Source organism: Sphingomonas sp., assembly GCF_019746665.1.
GTDB lineage: Bacteria > Pseudomonadota > Alphaproteobacteria > Sphingomonadales > Sphingomonadaceae > Sphingomonas.
Window position 1 is genome coordinate 1 of record NZ_JAIERS010000011.1, and the last position, 18929, is coordinate 18929.

Here is an 18929-nt window from a genome sequence, read left to right on the forward strand (position 1 = left end):
GGTGGGCCCGGCAGGATTCGAACCCGCAACCTGGCCGTTATGAGCGGCTGGCTCTACCATTGAGCTACAGGCCCTTGGGGGCTGTCCGTTAAGGGGCACGGCGCGGTGAAACAAGCCCCTAGCCCACCGCGTCGATCAACGCCTCGAGCCCGATCGGCTTCACCCCGCGCGCATCGAGCAGCGTCAGCACCCCCTCCCACCAGCGCCAGAAGGCGGCGAGGTCGGCGGCATCGCGCACATATGGCGTATGGCCGGGCGCGAGCGAAGGGGAATGGAAGGCGAAGCTCAGCACCGGCAGCCCTTCGCCCAGCGCCACCCGCACCGCCTCCAGCACCGCCGGCAGCGGCATCCCCTCGGGCGTGAGCGATACGCGTTCGAGCAGCCCGGCGCGCGCGAAGGCGCCGCGCGCATGGGGCACTCGGCCGAGCCGGTGGAACAGCGGCGCCCCCATCCGCCGCAGGGCACCGGTGAATACGGTCGTCAGCGGCAATTCGATCAGCGCGTCGCCCGGGCCGCAGCGATAAGCGGCGTTTCCCATGTCTCGGAAGTCGGGCCCGCCATCCCCGCGATAGTCATAATGCGCGCGCACCGAGCTATCGAGCCGATAGCCGCGCTCAGCGAGCAAACCGAGCGTGTTGGCGCCGATCCCGTAGCGTCCGGCCCGATAGGCGCGTGGGCGGCGGCCGAACGTGGCGTGCAGCGCCTGGGTCAAGCTGTCGAGCTTCGCCGCTTCCACATTCAGCGGCAGATTGCCCGCATAGCTCGCCGCCGGGGAAAGCGGCTCGTTGAAAGGCGGCGTCACCCAGGCGTGGAGCTGCGCGCCGATCGTGGAGGCGCCATCGGCAAGCGCCGCATGCAGCGCCTCGACCGCATGGGGATCGCGCACCACGGGATAATCGACCATATAGGCGATCGGCACACCCCAGCCGGCGAAGCGCCGGTGCGCCGCAGGCAGGGCGCGCGTCGCCTGGGTGCCATGGCGCTCGCGCGTGAACGGTGCGCGCCAGTCGAACTCTTCCTCGGTATCGACGAACACGACAAAGCGTGGGCGAAGATCGGCGTGCCATAGCACCGGCAACCCCGCCGGCGGCGGGCGATATGGCGCGGCGATCTCCACGCCGTCAGTTGATCGAGGCCTGCCCCATATCGGCAGCAAAGGCGGCGGGCAGCTGCAAAGTCAAGCGCAGCGGCTCGATCGAAAGCGCCCCGCCCAACTCGCGCGCCAGGTTGCGCGCCAGCCGCAGCGCGAAGCCGGTGCCGAGTAGCGGCATGCCCGCGGCGACCTCCGCCTCGGCATCGGCCGCGGGGGCGGCCTCATCGAGCGCGAGCTTGGCTGGGCGGCCGAACTCGATCAACAGCTCGCCCTCTTGCCGGCGCGCGGCGATGGGAAGCGTTTCCCCTCGGCCAAGTGCCGCGACCAGCACCGCGAGCAGCCGTCCGAGCAGCCGCTCGAGCGCGCGATCATCGGCGCGCGCCGCCAACTCGGGCTCTGCCTTGAAGGTTGTGGCGGCGCCGCGCAGCGCCGCGAGCGGTGCGAGATCGGCGAGCAGCCGGGTGATGAGCGGCGCGATCGCCACTTCGCCCGGCCGCAGTTCGAGCGCGTGGGCGTCGATCCGCGCGGCGGTGTCGAGATCCTCGATCGCGCCAAGCAACGCGCGCGCCTGATCGACGATCGTCGCCGCATAACCGCGATAGGGCGCGGGCACCGGGCCGATCATCTCGCCCTCGATCATCTCGGCGAAGCCAGCGATCGCGTTGGTGGGGGTGCGCAGTTCATGGACCAGCGCGCGCAGCGATTCGTGCGCGGGCGCGGCGGGTTCGGCCCGTTCATCGGCACGCGGGCGGCGGGCGGCGCCGCGATAGCCGGTGAAGCGGCCGCTCTCGCGCTCGAACACCGGCACGCCCGAGATGCGCCAAGCGCCCGCCAGCTCGCCACGGCCGGCGATCACCAAGCGAGCATCGTCGAACCGCGCGCGGCGGCGAAACGCCCCGCTCGCCACGCCATCGACCGCGGCGGCGGCACCCGCGCCATATTCGAGCGAAACGCCGATCAGCGGGGTGCGCTCGGCGCCCTCCACCCAGCGGATCACGCCGCGCGCGTCGGTCTCGAAGTGGAAATGTTCGGGCGGCAGGCGTGGTGCCGGCGCGGGGTTCGCCTCGCGCTGGCGCTGGAAGGCGTCGATTCGAGCGACCACCTCGGCGATCGGGAACGGGCCGCTCGGCGTAGGCTCGGGCGCCGCCTCGCGGTTGCGCAGCGCCGCTTGCACCGCCGGCAGGCTCGCGGCGATGCTGGCGAAACTCGCGAAGTCGCTGTCGCCGAGCATGGTCGACTCAAGCGCCGGGGCGGGCGCGGGTTCCGTCGCGAAGGGTTCCTCGGGCAGGCTCGGCAACGGCGCGGCCTCAAGCGCGGGCTCGCCCGGCACTTGCTCGATCGTGCCGAGCAGATCGCGCCATTCAGGGCGGCGCGTCGCCGGGGGCACCGCCGCCGCTCGCCGCGCCGCCGGGCTCGCGCCAAGCACGAAATCCACCGGGCCATAGGCCGCGAGCGCCTGCGCGACTATATTGCTCAAGTCGCGCCGGTGGCGCAGCACGGCGCGCCCGGCGGCGCCGATTTCGGGCAGCAGCGCGCACCATTCGGCGTCGCTCAATCGCGCACTACGCAGCACGGGCGCGGCGACGCCGATCGGCTCGCCCGCGATCAGCCGGACCAGCGGCGCCGGTGGATCGGCGAAGGCGATCGCCCGCGCTGCCGCCGCGCGCGCCGCCGCCGACACACGCGGGCGCAACGTCTCGAGCGCCGTCATCGCGCGCTCGACCGCCGCCGTGCGCCGCCGCCCGACCAGATCGACCAACTGCCGCCACGCGAGTTCGGCCCCGATCCGGGTCGAGGTGTCGGCGGCGAGAACCGTCTCCAGGCTGTCGTTGAAGCGCACTGTTTCCTTGCTCGTTGCGGGGCCGCGACGAACCCGCTTTCGACCCTTGGTAACGAATTCTTAACCGGGGGAAAGGTGCCAGGGGAACCGCTCTTTTTGGCACGTCACAATGTGGGACGATTGCGCTTCGCCGCAACTATCTTATAGGGGCAGGCATCCTCACGCCGATAAAAGTACAGGCCTTGTGCCGAAAGGGCTTCATTATGGTATTCGACCGGATCGACCGGCAAATTCTCACTCTGCTGCAAGACGATGGCCGCATGACCAATGTCGATCTCGCCGAGCGCGTCGGGCTCACCGCCCCGCCCTGCCTGCGGCGCGTGCGCGCGCTGGAGGAAGCGGGCGCGATCCGCGGCTATCACGCGGCGCTCGATCCGGCGATCCTGGGCTATCCGATCACGGTGTTCGCGATGGTGTCGCTGAAGAGCCAGGCCGAGGCCGATCTCGCCGCGTTCGAGGAACATGTCCGCTCGATCCCGGAAATCCGCGAATGTCACATGCTGAACGGCGAGATCGACTTCATCCTGAAGATCGTGGCGAGCGATCTGAAGGCGTTCCAGGAAATCCTGACCACGCACCTGACGCCCGCGCCCAACGTGGCGAGCGTGAAGACCTCGCTCACGATCCGCACCACCAAGGCGCTGCCCGGCATCCCGGTGCCCGCGGCCTGATCGCCGGGCGACGCGCCGGAGAGCGCGCCGCCGGGCAATCCTGATTACTCGGCCGCGTTACCGGGCTCGGTCGGGCCGGCCTGGTCGAGCCAGGTGACCCAATAGGCGGCGATGTCCGAACGCGGCGGGGTCTTCACCAGCGCGAAGGTCGTCTTCGCGCCGGCCTTGTCGCCCGACAGCGCCTGCGCCATCGCCAGGTGGCTGTTAACCTCGTCCACCTTCACCCCGCCCTTGGTGAGCGCGAGCTTGTAGAGCTCGATCGCGCGGGCATAGTTGCCGGTGCCGAGCGCCAGGTCACCCGTCGCCGCCGCCGGGCCGCCGGCGGGCGCCGCCTGGGCGCGCTTGGCGAGCGCGTCGAGCGGACCGTCGCTCGCGATCTGCTTCTGCGCTTCCGAATAGACCATGTTGGCCGGGCCGGAGGCGGCGGGGATCTTGCCGGCGGCGCGGCCTTCGTCGATCACCGCCTTGGCTTCGGCGCCCAGGCCGACATCGCCCAGATCCTCGGCATATTCGACATAATCACCCTGGTCGGCGAGCGCCTTGTTCGCGCGCAGCAGTCGCCACAGGTCGATCTTGGCGCGCTTGTCGAGCTGGGGCGAGGCGGCGCCGTTAAAGCCGTAGAGCAGCACCGCTTCGCGCCAATGCTTGGCGGTCGGATAGTCCTTCACCATCAGCAGCGACCAGTCGTTGACCTGCGCGTTCAGCTTCGCCTGGGCGACCTTGGCGCGGGCATAGCGATACCATTCGAGCGGCGGCTTGCGGCCGGCGGCCTTTTCGGCATCGATCGCGGTGCGGATCGCCGCGGCCGATCCCACCAGATCGCCGCCGTCGGCGCGCGCCTGAGCGATGTTGAGCGCCAGGTTGGGGTCGTTATAGCCCGCCTCGCGCGCGCGATCGTAGAAGGCGATCGCCTCCTTGTAGCGCTTGGCGCCATATTCGATCTGGCCCCGCTTGAAGAGGAAGCGCGAGCGGGTATCCTGCGGCAGCTTCGGATTGGCGATCAGCGCGTCGAGCGGCCCGATCAGCGTGGCTTCGCCCTGGGCATAGACGTTCGCGTCGCCATTGGCGCGCTGCACCAGCGTGCCATCGGCCAGCTGAAGCCGGAACTGCTGGGCGTAGAATTTGTCGTCGTCGGTTTTCACCGCGGCCTCGGCGGCGGCGACGAGCGGCTCGGCCTCGACCCAGTTCTTGGCCTGCAGCGCGGTCTGCGCGGGCAGCGCTGCCTTGCGGAAGCCGTCGCTCAGCTGCACCTTCGGCGCCGCGTCGGCGGCCGCGCCCTTCTTGTCCTTCTGCGCAAGCGCCATGCCGGGCGTCAGCACCGCCCCTGCCCCGGCGAGCAGCAACGCCGCGCGCACGGCCTTGGTCTTGATCCGCATCATGTCCGTCTCCTGTAAAAGCCCCTCGCTGATGCGCCTGCCATAGGCTGCGCTTTTGGGGCGTTCAAGCGATGGCGCCTCCTGCCCCTTGGGGAATGAACGCGCATTGAATGGCGCGCGCGGGCAGCCTATCGGCATGGACGATGGAGAAAGTGGTCGTGATCGGGGCAAGCGGCGGCATCGGCGCCGCGCTCGCCGAGGCGCTGGACGGCGAAGGCGTGGGCGTCATTCGCTTCGCCCGAAATGCCATGGGCGCCATGCCGATCGACCTCACCGACGAAGCGAGCATCGCCGCCGCCGCGACCGAGGCGGCCCGCGGCGGCGCGCCGGACGCGGTGCTCGTCACGACCGGCCTGCTCCATGAAGGCGAGCGCGGCCCCGAACGGGCACTGAAGGAGCTCGACCCCGCCTGGCTCACGCGCAATTTCCAGGTGAACGCGATCGGCCCGGCGCTCGTGGCCAAGCATTTCCTGCCGATCCTGCCACGCGATCGCCGCACGATCTTCGCCGCGCTGTCGGCGCGGGTGGGGAGCATCAGCGACAACAGGCTGGGCGGCTGGCACAGCTACCGCGCGGCGAAGGCGGCGCTCAACCAGCTGATCCGCACGATCGCGATCGAGGAGAAACGGCGCAATCCCCAGGGGATCGTGGTGGCGCTCCACCCGGGCACGGTCGACACCGGATTGTCCAAGCCGTTCCAGGCGAATGTGAAGCCCGGCCAGCTGTTCGCGCCCGATCGCGCGGCGGTGCAACTGCTTGACGTTCTCGACGGGCTGAAAACGGCCGACAGCGGCAAGCTGTTCGCGTGGGATGGGCAGGAAATCGCGCCGTAAATGGGCGACAGATTGCCAAATCTTCATCGCCCGCCGGCTGGACAGGTGGCACACGGCATGATCCTCTCCCGCCCAGCGGTGGTGCCCCGCCACCGCGGGAGAGGAACAGGCAAATGATCCGTTCGCTTATCGCCGCCGCCGCCGGCGCGGCGCTGCTCACGACCGGCGCCGCCGCGCAGATGACCGCCGCCAAGACCGAGACCAAAACCACCAAGACGACGACGACCGGCACCACCGCGCCGGCCAAGGCAGCGACCACCACCACCAAGACCACCACCGTCAGCGGCAACAAGGTCACCACCAAGACCAAGACCGGCAAGACGATCACCTATGATTGCTCCAAGAAGGGCAACGCGACCAAAACCGCCTGCAAGAAATAGGGCGTCCGCGCGCTGCAACGCCCCTCCCCGAAAGAGAGGGGTTGGGGTGGGTGGAGATGGCGGGGGACGGCCGGGAATCGAACCGCCGTCCTCCTGATCGGCCCACCCCCGGCCCCTTCCTTCCAGGGAGGGGTGACCGGCCGCTACCGCCCGCTAAAATGCCAAACGGGGTGGCGCGTCCGCGCGCCATCGGCTAGGGGGTCGTCACCTTCCCGTCATAAAGCCACTCGAGAGCGCGCGACCTTGACCGACGAGACCCTGCTCGCCGACCCTTCAGACATTACCCCGATCTCGATCGTCGAAGAGATGCGATCGAGCTACCTCAGCTACGCGATGAGCGTCATCGTCTCGCGCGCGCTGCCCGACGTGCGCGACGGGCTGAAGCCGGTCCATCGACGCATCCTGTGGTCGTGCCAGGAATCGGGCTATTTCTACAACAAGCCCTATCGCAAGTGCGCCCGCATCACCGGCGACACGATGGGTAAATACCATCCGCACGGCAACCAGGCGATCTATGACGCGCTCGCGCGGCTGGCGCAGGATTGGTCGATGCGGCTGCCGCTGATCGACGGCCAGGGCAATTTCGGCTCGATGGACCCCGATCCGCCGGCGGCCGAGCGCTATACCGAGGCGCGGCTGGCCAAGGTCGCCGGGTCGCTGCTCGCCGACATCGACAAGGACACGGTCGACTTCCAGCCCAACTATGACGGTTCGGAGCGCGAGCCGAGCGTGCTGCCGGCGCGCTTCCCCAATCTGCTGGTCAACGGCGCGGGCGGGATCGCCGTCGGCATGGCGACCAACATTCCGCCGCACAATCTGGGCGAGGTGATCGACGCCTGCCTGCTGTGGATCGACCGGGCGCTGTCGGGCGCCGCCGCGCCCTCGACCGAGGAATTGCTCGAAATCGTCCCCGGTCCCGATTTCCCGACGGGCGCGATCATCCTCGGGCGTGCCGGTACCCGCGCCGCCTATGAGACCGGGCGCGGCTCGATCATCGTGCGCGCGCGCCACATCATCGAGGAGGGGCGCGGCGACAAGCGCGCGATCGTCCTCACCGAAATCCCCTATCAGCAGGGCAAGAACGCGCTCGTCGAGAAGATCGCCGAAGCGGTGAAGGACAAGCGGATCGAGGGTGTCTCAGACATTCGCGACGAGTCGAACCGCCAGGGCGTGCGCATCGTGATCGATCTGCGGCGCGATGCGACGCCAGACGTGGTGCTCAACCAACTCTGGCGCCACACCCCCGCGCAGCAGAGCTTCCCGGCGAACATGCTCGCGATCCGCGGCGGGCGGCCCGAACTGCTCAACCTGCGCGACATCATCGACGCCTTCGTGAAGTTCCGCGAGGAAGTGATTACCCGCCGGGCGAAGTACGAACTCGCCAAGGCGCGCGAGCGGGCGCACATCCTGCTCGGGCTGGTGATCGCGGTCACCAATCTCGACGAAGTGGTGCGGATCATCCGTGGCTCGGCGAGCCCGGCGGAAGCGCGCGCCGCGCTGCTCGCGCGCGAATGGCCGATCGGCGAAATCCTGCCCTATATCCGCCTGGTCGAAGCGGTCGAGACCGAGATCGCGGGCGACAGCTATCGCCTATCCGACGAGCAGGTGCGTGCGATCCTCGATCTGCGCCTGCACCGCCTCACCGCGCTCGGGCGCGACGAGATTGGCGAGGAGCTGAAGGAGCTTGCCGCCTCGATCGCCGATCTGCTCGCGATCCTCGCCGATCGCGCGAAGCTCTATGCGGTGATGCGCGGCGAGCTGATCGAGGTGCGCGACCAGTTCGCCACCCCGCGCCGCACCCAGATCGCCGCCGCCGCCGAAGGCATCGACGACGAGGATCTGATCGAGCGCGAGGCGATGGTCGTGACGGTCACGCTCCAGGGCTATATCAAGCGCACCAGCCTCGACGCGTTCCGCGCGCAGAAGCGCGGCGGCAAGGGCCGCGCCGGCATGGCGACCAAGGAAGAGGATGCGGTGACGAACCTCTTCGTCACCTCCACCCACACCCCCGTCCTGTTCTTCTCCACCCACGGCAAGGTCTACCGGCTGAAGGTGTGGCGCCTGCCCGAGGGCGGCCCGGCGACGCGCGGGCGGCCGATGGTGAACCTGCTGCCGCTCGCCGAAGGGGAAACGATCTCGACCGTCCTGCCGCTTCCCGAGGACGAGGCGGAGTGGGGCAAGCTCCATGTGATGTTCGCGACAGCGCTCGGCGCGGTGCGGCGCAATTCGATGGACGCCTTCACCAACATCCCGACCGGCGGCAAGATCGCGATGCGCTTCGAGGATGGCTCGGCGGACCGGCTGATCGGCGTCGCGCTGCTGGAGGCGCATGACGATGTGCTGCTCGCGACGCGCCAGGGCAAGGCGATCCGCTTCGCCGGCGACGAGGTGCGCGAGTTCCAGAGCCGTACCGCCACCGGCGTGCGCGGCATCACGCTGCGCGGCGATGACGAGGTGATCTCGCTCTCGATCCTCCACCGCGTCGGCACCAACCAGGAGGAGCGCGAGGAATATCTCCGCTTCGCTCCGTGGAAGGGCGAGCGCGAGGGCGAGCCGGCGCTGCCGGCGGAGCGCTTCACCGAACTCGCCCGGCGCGAGCAGTTCATCCTGACGGTGTGCGCCAATGGCTATGGCAAACTGTCGAGCGCCTATGAGTATCGCCGCACCGGGCGCGGCGGTCAGGGCATCGTCAATATCGACAATATTGCCCGCAACGGCGCGGTCGTCGCCAGCTTCCCGGCGGCGAAGGACGACCAGCTTATGCTCGCGACCGATCAGGCCAAGATGATCCGGATGCCGCTCGATTCGCTACGGGTGATCGGGCGCGGCTCGGCGGGCGTGCGGCTGTTCGATGTCGGCGCCGAGGAGCATGTCGTCTCCGCCGCGCTGATCGACGATGAGGACGAGGAAGCCGTGCCCGACGTGCCGGTCGCGACCGATCCCCAGGACGGGGCGATCATCGGCGACGATGCCGCCGCCGGGCCGGAGGATGGCCGGTGAGCACCGCCTATAAGGTGCTGACCGGCGGCGAGTGGGCGCGCTTCGTCGCGGCGGGCGTGTTCGCGGGCGCGCCGATCGATCTGGCGGACGGCTATATCCACCTCTCGACCGCCGAACAGCTGACCGAGACGGTGGACAAGCATTTCGCCGGACAGACCGGGCTATGGGTCGCGGCGATCGACCTCGATCTGCTCGGCGAGGCGGTGAAGTGGGAGCCTTCGCGCGGCGGGGCGCTGTTCCCGCATGTCTATGCCGCGCTGCCGATGGACGCGGTGCGCGCCGCGATGCCACTCGAGCGCGGCGAGGATGGCGGGGTGGTGCTGCCCCGATAACCCCGTCAATTCCTTACGTCTTCCCCGGCCTTTGCCGGGGAGGAAGATGTGGGAACGTTACCGCGCTCGCCCCAACGTCCGCACCGCGCCCCAGGCGATCATCGCCTGCCCGCCAAAATAGAGCGGCCACACCCCCCAATCGGGCACCACCGACCCCGCGAGCGGCCCCAGCCGCGCGAACAGCAGCAGGTCGCTCGCGACGAACGCCATCGCTCCCAGCCCTACCCAATAGCGCGGGAAAGCGCTCGCCCAGGCGCTCGCCGCCATGCCGCCGAGCGCGAGCGCGTAGAGCGCCACTTGCCAGGCGAGCGTCGAGTCCGGCACGAGCGCCCAGCCGGTAAAGGCGACCGCGCCGGGCAGCAGCCAAACCAACGCCCGCTGGCTCGGCGAAAGTGCCGCGCGGGGATGCCGCCGGTAGAACCAGATCGCGACCAGATGCCCGGCGAGGAACGCGATCGCCCCCGCGCCCAACCCCACCGCCTCGATCAGCTCATCCCCCAGCGCCCCCAAAGCAAGCACCAGCGCGATCCCCCGCGCCCCGTTCAGCGCCGCCCACAAAGCGAGCAACCCCACCCCCGCGCCCTTCCACGCGGTGAGCGCCGCGCCCGGCGGCAGCAGATGGAAGCCCCAGAAATAGCTCGTGCCCGCGATCAACGCGGCGACGAAGATGACGTCCCGTCTCGCCATGGTCCCCCTAACACCGCCCGGCCCCGGAGCCGAGCCATCGGCACGACCATCCACGACCAGCGAAATCCCTGCCTATCCGGATTGTACTTCCCCGGCGCAGGCCGAAACCCAGTATCTCGCCATACGCCAGGGCAGCGCAACATCTTCGGGAGGCGTACGACTGAACCCCGCCCGTCGCCGGGGAAGGCGCATCGCCCCCGCCGTGGTGCCCCATGCGCCCGCTTCCACCAACGGCGCGCTAGCTTATTGCCGCCTCCGCGCGATGGCGCCATGAAGGGCGCGGGAGGCGGGGCCAGGATGCGGAACGAACTCTATTATGGTGACAATCTCGACGTACTCCGCCGCAAGATCGGCACCGAGAGCGTCGACCTCTGCTATATCGATCCGCCGTTCAATTCGAAGCGCAACTATTTCCAGATCTACAATAATCAGGGCAGCGAGGATCGCGCGCAGGCGCAGGCGTTCGTCGATACCTGGAACTGGGGCGACGAAGCCGCCGAGGGGCTGGACTATATCCTCGATATCGAGCGGCTGAACCCGCGCCCCGGCGAAACCCGCTGGACCGAGCAGACGGTGGAGCTGATCGGGGGGCTGGAAAAGGTGCTCGGGCGCGGCAGCCTGCTCGCCTATCTCGTCCACATGACGCTTCGGATCGTGGAAATCCACCGTGTGCTGAAGCCCACCGGCAGCTTCTACCTCCACTGCGACCCGACCGCCTCGCATTATCTGAAGCTGGTGCTGGATGCGGTGTTCTGTGGGCAGGGTGGATTGTTCCGTAACGAAATTATCTGGAAGCGAACGACGGCTCATAGCGACGCTGGAGAGATGGGTAACGTGCACGATACGTTGCTATTTTACAGCAAAGGATTGGCAGCGACTTGGAACAAGCAGTTTCAGCCGTACGATGAGACCTACATTGATTCCCACTATCGGCGTAAGACGGACGATGGACGTCGTTATCGGCTGAGTGATACAACGGCTTATGGCCTTTCCGGTGGTGGTTACACTTACGAATGGCGCGGCGTAACTAAGCTTTGGCGTTACCCGATCGAGAAGATGCAGGAACATCATGATAATGGTCGACTGCGCTACACAAAAAACGGGACACCGGAGTACATTCGCTATCTTGACGAAATGCCGGGAATGCCTTTGCAGGACGTCTGGAATGACATCTTCCCAATCAACCCTCGCGCCCAAGAACGCCTCGGCTACCCCACCCAAAAGCCCGAAGCTTTGCTCGAACGCATCATCCGCGCTTCCTCGAACGAAGGCGACACCGTGCTCGATGCCTATTGCGGCTGCGGCACCACCGTCGCCGTCGCGCAGCGCTTGGGCCGCCGCTGGATCGGGATCGACATCACCTATCAGTCGATCTCGCTGATCCTGAAGCGCCTCCAGGATCGCTACCCCGATGACTGGCCCGCGATCGAGGCGGCCATCAAGCTCGATGGCGTACCGCGCGATCTGGAAAGCGCGATGGCGCTCGCCAACCGCCGCGATGACAAGACGCGGAAAGAGTTCGAGAAATGGGCCGTCCTCACTTTTTCGAACAATCAGGCACGGATCAACGAGAAGAAGGGCGCCGATGGCGGGATCGACGGCATCGCCTATTTCCTGATCGACAAGGAAACCAACGGCAAGGCGATCTTCCAGGTGAAATCGCGCCCCGGCACGCGCGGCGATCTGGCGACGCTCAATTCGGATCGGCTGCGGGAGAAGGCCGAGTTCGGCTTCCTGATCTGCACCGCGCTCCCCACCAAGCCGATGCGCGACGAAATCGCCGCCGCCGGCAAATATAAACACCCCCTGCTCGACCGCGAGGATGACCGGCTGCAGGTGATCACCGTCGCCGAGCTGTTCGACTATCCCAACAAACCCGCCCGCCGGCTCGACCTGCCGATGGCGCGCAAGGACGCCGTGAAAAGCGCGGCGGCCAAGGGGGACGAGGACAGGCAGATGGGGTTGTTGTGAGGGGCGACGACGCGGCGTGGATTGGGCCAGACGGCCGGCCCTTCGTCGCGCTCCGGCTCGATCACGGTTCAGGGTGCGTCTGGCACCATGACGGTTCTTCGGACGACCCCGCCTCGCTGCCACTCGATCCGGCGCTGATCGCGCGCATCGAGCGCTGGACCGAAAGCTATTACGCTTGGGACCGCGACCATAATCCCAACGGTCCTGTACCCGAATGCCTCGCCACTTTCCCCTTCGAAGCGTTCGACCTTGAGGGCGAAGCAATCGCCGAGGCGTTACGCGCGGCGCTGCCTGGCTGGGCGGTGGTCCACCATCGCTGCCGGCGCCCTGCCTGACCCGCGTCGAGGGGCGCGCGTCGCCAAGCCGTTGTTGCCTTCCCCGGCCAAGGCCGGGGTCTAGGCGCGGCACGCTGGAGAGGTGCGTGCGGCGCTTATCGACCCGGCGCCGCTGCACCCCGGCCTTCGCTGGGGACAGTCGGCGCCACAAATAGCGCGCCGGGTCTGGGCGCTGGGGAGTGGATGCTTGCGCCCCCACCCGGTACACGTCCGAAACACCCAGCATAAAACGCTGCCCCGCGCGTAACTGAGCCCAGCTCTGGTTGCAACGCGACCGGGAGCGACTTGCCTCCACCACCGCCCGGCGCCTAAGCGCGGCCCATGACCCACGACATCCACATCATCGGCGGCGGGCTCGCCGGATCGGAGGCGGCGTGGCAGCTTGCCCAGGCGGGGCTGAAGGTGAAGCTCTCCGAAATGCGCGGGGGCGGCGATACCACGCCCGCGCATCAGGGCGCCGACCTCGCCGAGCTGGTCTGCTCGAACAGCTTCCGCTCGGACGATGCCGATCGCAACGCGGTCGGGCTGCTCCATGCCGAAATGCGCGCGCTCGGCTCGCTGATCCTCGCGCAGGGCGATACCCACCGCGTCCCCGCCGGATCGGCGCTCGCGGTCGATCGCGACGGCTTCGCCCAAGGCGTGACCGAGGCATTGAGTCGCCACCCAAACATCCAGATCGTGCGCGAGCGGGTCGACACGCTACCGCAAGGGCCGGCGATCATCGCCACCGGCCCGCTCACCGCGCCCGGCCTGGCCGAGGCGATCGCGCGCGAGACCGGCGCCGAGGCGCTCGCCTTTTTCGATGCGATCGCCCCGATCGTCTATCGCGAGACGATCGACCTGGATCTCGCCTGGTTCCAGTCGCGCTGGGGGAAAGGCGACGGCACCGATTACATCAACTGCCCGCTGACCAAGGAGCAATATCTCGCCTTCCACGCAGCCCTACTGGCGGGCGAGAAGAGCAGCTTCAAGCAGTGGGAGAATGTCCCCTATTTCGAAGGCTGCATGCCGATCGAGGTGATGGCCGAGCGCGGCGTCGACACGTTGCGCTATGGCCCGATGAAGGGCGTGGGGCTCGATGATCCGCGCACCGGGCGGTGGCCCTATGCGGTGGTGCAGCTGCGGCAGGACAATGCGAGCGGCACGCTGTGGAACATGGTCGGCTTCCAGACCAAGCTGAAGCACGCCGAGCAAGTGCGCATCTTCCGCACCATCCCCGGGCTGGAGCGCGCCGAATTTGCAAGGCTCGGCGGGCTGCACCGCAACACCTTCATCAAATCGCCCGAACTGCTCGACCGCACACTCCGGCTGAAGGCACGGCCGGGGCTGCGCTTCGCCGGGCAGATCACGGGGTGCGAGGGCTATGTGGAAAGCGCGGCGATCGGCCTGCTCGCGGGGCGCTTCGCGGCGGCCGAGCTGCTGGGGCACGCGCTCGCCCCACCGCCGCGCGAGACGGCGCTGGGGGCGCTGCTCGCGCACATCACCGGCGATGCCGAGGCCGATACGTACCAGCCGATGAACGTGAATTTCGGGCTGTTCCCGCCGATCACGGTCAAGAGCAAGAAGGCCGATCGCAAGCTGCTTTACACCGCAAGGGCGCGGGAGGCTTTGGCCGGCTGGCTGGCGGCTTAGGGGTTTTGGGCCACGCGAGGCCGGGCCAATAGCCCTCTCCCCTCAACGCGAGGCGCGGCCAATAGCCCTCTCCCCTTCAGGGGAGAGGGTTTGGGTGAGGGGTTTGCCGGGTGCGGCGGCACGTTTTTGGCCCCCTCTCCCAACCCTCTCCTCTGAAGGGGAGAGGGCTATTCATGAATCCGTCTCCGCGTGCCCCCTCAACTCTCCTCATCACCTTTCGCGGCCGGCGGGCACGCGCATTTCGGGCGCTGGCGCCGCTTGGGCGCGGTGGTCGCGAACTCGGCGGCGGTCAGCGCGCCGTCGCGATTAGCGTCGGCGGCGTCGAATTTCTTCGCGGTCTTCACCACCCATTCGTCGAAGCTGAGCACCCCGTCGCCATTGGTATCGAGCTTGGCGAACGCCTTGCGACGGGGGCTAAGCAGTTCGGCGCGCGTGATGCGGCCGTCCTCGTCCTTGTCATAGCGGCCGAAACGGCGCTGCTCGCGGGTGCGCTCGGGCGCCTCGGGCGCGGCGTCGGGGAGTGGCGCCTCCTCGCTCTGCGCGGCGGCGGGCGTCGCGGGCGTCAGCAGCGGCGCGGGCTTGCCGGCGCGGGTGGTGAACCACAAAGTGCCCGCCGCGACCATCAGCAACGCCGCCACCGCGCCGATCAGATAGCGCCACATCGCCCCGTCCTCCCGTGCCTATGCGGTGTAAAGGCATAGCGCGGCGCACCGAGCCGCACCAGCGCGCTCACTCCAACCAGGCGCGGCGGAGCAACACCCCCAGCCGCGCGAGCGCCCCAGCGTGCGGGCGGCGCAGCGCCTGCTCGGCCCCCGCCGCGATCATCGCCAGCGGTCGCAGCGGGCGGGGCCAAGGTTCGCGCAGCCCCGCCGCCAGCAACGGCGCCGCCAGCGCCGCCGCCGCCCGCGCTTCCTCGACCCGGCTGACATGCCCGGCCAGCTCGGCGAGCGCCCAGCCTTGGCCCGCCGGCGCCACCCCCGCCCCCGCGCCCCCCAGCACGCGCGCGGCGAGCGTGAACACCCGCCCCCGCCCTTCGGCGTAAGCGAGCAGCCCCGCCTCGCTCAGTGGATCGGGGTTGAGCAGCACGTCCCACCCGTCGGTCAGCGTGGCAAGTTCGGCCCCGCGCACCCCGCGCGGCAGCAGCTCGGCGGCGAGCGCCTGGAGCAGCGGCTCGGGCGGCGGCGGCGCGGTATCGAGCCGACCGAGCGCTTCGTACCACCAGGTCAGGCGCAGCTGCCGCACCGCCGGATCGCGCCCGAGCCGCAGGGCGGCCGCCAGCGTATCGTCGAGCATGAACAGCGCCGCCAGCCCCGCGCGCGCCTGCCGCGGGGCATAGGCAAGCGCGAGCCGGCCGACGGCGTCCAACCGCTCCAGCCGCAAGCTCACGCCGCTACGCCGCTTAAAGGCACTTTTAACCTCGCTGCGTTACGGAACGGCGATGATGATCGGGGCATGGCGGTCTCCCAAAGCTAACTCGAGAAGGCGCATGATGGGTGAGCAGCGGAACGGCAAGGCTTGGTTGAGCCGCCTTGCACGCGACGAACGCGGCAATGTGCTAGCCTTAACGGCGGCCGCGCTGATCCCGATCCTCGCGCTCGCCGGCTCTGCGGTCGACACGAGCCGCATGTATTTCGTGCGAGTCCGGCTGCAGCAGGCTTGCGACGCCGGCGCGCTCGCCGGACGCAAATTCATGGTCGGCACCACCTACGACACCAACGCCAACACGCAGGCCGAAAGGTTCTTCAACAACAATTTCAAGGCAGGCATCTTCGGCACGACCAACGTCACCAAGAGCTTTTCCAAGAACGCGCAAAACCAGGTCGAGGGCACCGCAGGGGCGGTCGTGCCGATGACCATCATGTCGATTTTCGGCATTAGCAGCGTGCCGATCAACGTCGTGTGCGAAGCCAAGCTCGAGATTCCCAATCTCGACGTGATGTTCGTGCTCGATACCACGGGATCGATGAGCGAGATCAATCCGGGAGACACCGTCTCCCGCATTGCCGCGCTCCGTGCGGCCGTGACGAGCTTTTTCACTACCGTGGAAGCGGCCAAGACCGCGTCGGCACAGACCCGCTATGGTTTCGTACCCTATTCGAACACGGTGAATGTGGGGCTGCTGCTCCGCCGCGAGTGGATGGTGGATAGCTGGACCTATCAGTCGCGCGAGCCCGCCGACATCACCACATCCACGAGCACCTCCACCCAGGGGCAATGGATCACGAACAACGGTCCGTCGACCTTTACGGGCAGTCGGGTAACTTCCACCAGCAATGGTCGACCCGAAGCCTGCTACGCGCCCGCCAGCACGCGCACGCAGACATCGAGCAACACCGGCTGGCAGCAGCAGCCCGATGGCTCGCAGACCAATACCTTCACGGTCATCAACAACGGCAGCGACTTCAGCGCGTCACTCTCCAACGGGGTGTGCACGATCACCGAGACCCGATACACGAATTACCGGCAGGTCTATACCTCGACACGCACGCCGAACCCGAATGCGGGCCAGCAGACGACCACCACGAGCAACACCTGGTGGTGGAACTACAAGCCTGTCACCTTCAACTTGACGTCGCTCAAGGGCACGTTGTCGAACGGGTTGATGGCGGGGGGTACGCTAACACCGGGACCGCTCCTTCAGGGCGGCAATGGCTCGGTCTGGGCGGCCACGAACAACATTCAGTGGGGAGCCGGGTCAGCGGGCGCGTGCATCGAGGAGCGCGAGACCGTTCGCGAGACCAACTATTCACCAATCCCCACCTCCGCGATCGATCTGGATATCGATCGCATTCCCGACCCCGCCAACCCCGCTACGCAGTGGCGTCCTTTCATCCCGCGATTGGTCTATCCTCGCCGCTTCACCAACTACACCAGCAGCGATCCATCGATCTCGACCGCCAACTGGCCTGCGGACGTAACCGCCACTGTCCGCTGGAACGGCAATTATGTGGTGATGAGCAGCTTCCCCAACGATTACGCCGCCTGCCCCAGCGCCGCGCGCAAACTGGCGACGATGACGCAAAGCCAGCTGACGACCTATCTCAACGGGCTGTCAGTCGCCGGGCGTACTTATCACGATATCGGTTTTCTTTGGGGGCTGCGCCTGCTCTCGCCGACCGGCCTGTTTGCGAGCGAGAACGCGACGGCCTCCAACGGCAGCCAGATCGTCCGCAACATCATCTTCATGACCGACGGCGCGACCGAGACAAACTTCGCCGATTACGATGCCTACGGCCTTGCCGCGCTCGACCGGCGCCGCACGCCCGCCAACCGACTGCCGAGCGGCAATAGCGAGACGACGGGGATCGTCGAGAGCCGGCTGACCGCCCTGTGCCGCGCCGCGCAGGCGCGCGACATCACGGTGTGGGTGATTGCTTTCGGCACCACGCTCACACCGTTGCTGCAGGGCTGCGCGCGCGACAACGCGCACGCGTTCCAGGCCAACAACGCGGCCGAGCTCAACAGCGCCTTCGCGTCGATCGCCGCGAACATCGCCAAGCTGCGTGTTTCGAAGTGATGCGCGCGATGCTGCGCCGGCTACGTCACGACGTAAGGGGCGCCACCATCCTCGAATTCGCGCTGGTTGCGCCGGTCGTGCTGCTGCTGCTCTTGGGGCTGATGGATCTCAGCTATCGGCTCTATGTGCAATCGATCCTCGCCGGGGCGGTGCAGCGGGCCGGCCGCCTGGCCTCGCTCGAAACCGGACCGGCGGCGCTGAACAACATCGATTCCGCCGTCGTCGGTAGTATCACGGCCATTGCCCCGGGCGCGACCTGGCAAAGTTCGCGCAAGTCATTCGGCGACTACTCCAAGATTGGGCCTGAGCGGTTCAATGATGCCAACAACAATGGTGTCCGCGATTCCGATGAATGCTATTCGGACGTGAATGGCAACAGCCGATGGGATGCCGATCCGGGCAGAACCGGCCAGGGCGGTGCGAGCGATACCGTGCTCTATACCATGACAATAACCTATCCCAGCATTCTGCCGATCGCGTACTTCTTCGGCGGCTCGAACTCGATCCAAGCCACCGCGACGACCGTGCTGAAGAACCAGCCCTACAGCACGCAAAACGCCATCACGCCGGTGACGATATGTACCTGATCCGCGCGCTTCGTCGCCTGCGTCGGCTGCGCCGCGACGAGAAGGGCCTCGCGATGCTCGAATTCGCGCTTTCGCTGCCCGTGGTGTTGCCGCTTGGGCTTTATGCGATCGAGCTGTCCAACTACGCACTCGTGCAGATGCGCCTCAGCCAGATCGCGCTCACGCTGGCGGACAATGCCTCGCGCGTTGGGGTCACCACGTCGCTGAATGTCCAGGAGCTCCGCGAATTCGACATCAACGAGGTGTTCCAGGGCGTGCGGCTGCAAGGAAGCAGCCTCAACATCGCCCAGCGGGGGCGCATCACCCTGTCTAGCCTCGAGGTGAACGCGCAGGGCGGGCAATGGATTCGCTGGCAGCGCTGCCTGGGGCTGAAATCGGGCACCGATTGGGACTCAAGCTACGGCCGCGAGGGTGACGGTGCGACCGGCACCAGCCTGACCGGCATGGGTCCGACCGGCAGCACCGTGACCGCGCCGCCCGGCGCAGCCGTCATGTTCGTCGAGCTCAACTATGAATATCAGCCGCTGATCACCGAATTCTTCCTCGGCACTCCGAATACCCGGTTCATCGCGTCGTTCATCGTGCGCGACAACCGCGATCTGGCCAAGGGCATCACCAATCCCGCCCCCACCGAGACGCCGATGCTTTGCAGCAATTACACCACGTGAGTCTCGC

17 protein-coding genes and 1 tRNA gene are annotated in these 18929 nt (G+C 67.7%); 11 read left to right on the forward strand and 7 right to left on the reverse strand.

What is annotated here, in order from left to right:
* Positions 1-2: 2 nt before the first annotated feature.
* The 3 genes from K2X73_RS08150 to K2X73_RS08160 form a co-directional block, all read right to left on the reverse strand.
* Positions 3-74: transfer RNA gene (locus K2X73_RS08150), tRNA-Ile, on the reverse strand.
* Between the two features lie 44 nt (positions 75-118).
* Positions 119-1117: a polysaccharide deacetylase family protein gene (locus K2X73_RS08155; protein WP_365980481.1), complete on the reverse strand. Its 999-nt coding sequence runs from the start codon at positions 1115-1117 to the stop codon at positions 119-121.
* 4 nt (positions 1118-1121) lie between these two features.
* Positions 1122-2933 (reverse strand): histidine kinase dimerization/phospho-acceptor domain-containing protein, encoded by a 1812-nt coding sequence (locus K2X73_RS08160; RefSeq protein ID WP_294109827.1) that lies wholly within the window; start codon positions 2931-2933, stop codon positions 1122-1124.
* Between the two features lie 203 nt (positions 2934-3136).
* On the opposite strand from K2X73_RS08160, the gene K2X73_RS08165 reads away from it, so the two are divergent.
* Entirely contained in the window at positions 3137-3604 is a 468-nt protein-coding gene (locus tag K2X73_RS08165; RefSeq protein ID WP_294109829.1) for an Lrp/AsnC family transcriptional regulator, read from the forward strand.
* Between the two features lie 44 nt (positions 3605-3648).
* Here K2X73_RS08165 and K2X73_RS08170 read toward each other — a convergent pair whose 3' ends face one another.
* Positions 3649-4983, reverse strand: coding sequence for a hypothetical protein (locus K2X73_RS08170; RefSeq protein WP_294109831.1), 1335 nt, complete (start codon positions 4981-4983; stop codon positions 3649-3651).
* Between the two features lie 140 nt (positions 4984-5123).
* On the opposite strand from K2X73_RS08170, the gene K2X73_RS08175 reads away from it, so the two are divergent.
* The 4 genes from K2X73_RS08175 to K2X73_RS08190 all read left to right on the forward strand — a co-directional run bounded on the left by K2X73_RS08175 (position 5124) and on the right by K2X73_RS08190 (position 9525).
* Positions 5124-5813 carry an SDR family NAD(P)-dependent oxidoreductase gene (locus K2X73_RS08175; RefSeq protein ID WP_294109833.1) on the forward strand — a complete coding sequence of 230 codons (690 nt, stop codon included), beginning with the start codon at positions 5124-5126 and terminating at the stop codon, positions 5811-5813.
* A gap of 113 nt (positions 5814-5926) precedes the next feature.
* Positions 5927-6193, forward strand: a complete 267-nt coding sequence (locus K2X73_RS08180; RefSeq protein WP_294109835.1) for a hypothetical protein — start codon at positions 5927-5929, stop codon at positions 6191-6193.
* A gap of 243 nt (positions 6194-6436) precedes the next feature.
* The gene (gyrA, locus tag K2X73_RS08185; protein WP_294109837.1) at positions 6437-9193 is read left to right on the forward strand and encodes a DNA gyrase subunit A; all 2757 of its coding nucleotides are present in this window, start codon (positions 6437-6439) and stop codon (positions 9191-9193) included.
* Complete coding sequence (locus tag K2X73_RS08190; protein WP_294109839.1) at positions 9190-9525, forward strand: DUF952 domain-containing protein; 336 nt, start codon at positions 9190-9192, stop codon at positions 9523-9525. The genes gyrA and K2X73_RS08190 overlap by 4 nt, the downstream gene beginning before the upstream one ends.
* A gap of 57 nt (positions 9526-9582) precedes the next feature.
* Here K2X73_RS08190 and K2X73_RS08195 read toward each other — a convergent pair whose 3' ends face one another.
* Complete coding sequence (locus K2X73_RS08195) at positions 9583-10212, reverse strand: lysoplasmalogenase family protein (protein ID WP_294109841.1); 630 nt, start codon at positions 10210-10212, stop codon at positions 9583-9585.
* 297 nt (positions 10213-10509) lie between these two features.
* Here K2X73_RS08195 and K2X73_RS08200 point away from each other — a divergent pair, with 297 nt between their 5' ends.
* The 3 genes from K2X73_RS08200 to trmFO all read left to right on the forward strand — a co-directional run bounded on the left by K2X73_RS08200 (position 10510) and on the right by trmFO (position 14150).
* On the forward strand, positions 10510-12183 hold the full coding sequence (locus K2X73_RS08200; protein WP_294109843.1) for a DNA methyltransferase: 1674 nt from the start codon (positions 10510-10512) through the stop codon (positions 12181-12183).
* Complete coding sequence (locus tag K2X73_RS08205) at positions 12180-12518, forward strand: hypothetical protein (protein ID WP_294109845.1); 339 nt, start codon at positions 12180-12182, stop codon at positions 12516-12518. The genes K2X73_RS08200 and K2X73_RS08205 overlap by 4 nt, the downstream gene beginning before the upstream one ends.
* Positions 12519-12839: 321 nt before the next feature.
* Positions 12840-14150, forward strand: coding sequence for a methylenetetrahydrofolate--tRNA-(uracil(54)-C(5))-methyltransferase (FADH(2)-oxidizing) TrmFO (trmFO, locus tag K2X73_RS08210; RefSeq protein WP_294109846.1), 1311 nt, complete (start codon positions 12840-12842; stop codon positions 14148-14150).
* Between the two features lie 197 nt (positions 14151-14347).
* Here trmFO and K2X73_RS08215 read toward each other — a convergent pair whose 3' ends face one another.
* Together K2X73_RS08215 and K2X73_RS08220 are read right to left on the reverse strand one after the other, a co-directional pair.
* Positions 14348-14812: an EF-hand domain-containing protein gene (locus K2X73_RS08215; protein WP_294109848.1), complete on the reverse strand. Its 465-nt coding sequence runs from the start codon at positions 14810-14812 to the stop codon at positions 14348-14350.
* 67 nt (positions 14813-14879) lie between these two features.
* A complete protein-coding gene (locus K2X73_RS08220) occupies positions 14880-15536 on the reverse strand; it encodes a hypothetical protein (protein WP_294109850.1) in 657 nt (218 codons plus the stop codon).
* 103 nt (positions 15537-15639) lie between these two features.
* On the opposite strand from K2X73_RS08220, the gene K2X73_RS08225 reads away from it, so the two are divergent.
* From K2X73_RS08225 to K2X73_RS08235, 3 genes are read left to right on the forward strand one after another with little or no spacing between them, the layout of a single operon-like run.
* Positions 15640-17667, forward strand: a complete 2028-nt coding sequence (locus K2X73_RS08225; RefSeq protein WP_294109852.1) for a TadE/TadG family type IV pilus assembly protein — start codon at positions 15640-15642, stop codon at positions 17665-17667.
* Positions 17667-18254: a TadE/TadG family type IV pilus assembly protein gene (locus K2X73_RS08230; RefSeq protein WP_294109854.1), complete on the forward strand. Its 588-nt coding sequence runs from the start codon at positions 17667-17669 to the stop codon at positions 18252-18254. Before K2X73_RS08225 ends, K2X73_RS08230 begins: the two co-directional genes overlap by 1 nt.
* Complete coding sequence (locus K2X73_RS08235; RefSeq protein ID WP_294109858.1) at positions 18245-18922, forward strand: TadE/TadG family type IV pilus assembly protein; 678 nt, start codon at positions 18245-18247, stop codon at positions 18920-18922. The genes K2X73_RS08230 and K2X73_RS08235 overlap by 10 nt, the downstream gene beginning before the upstream one ends.
* Positions 18923-18929 lie beyond the last annotated feature (7 nt).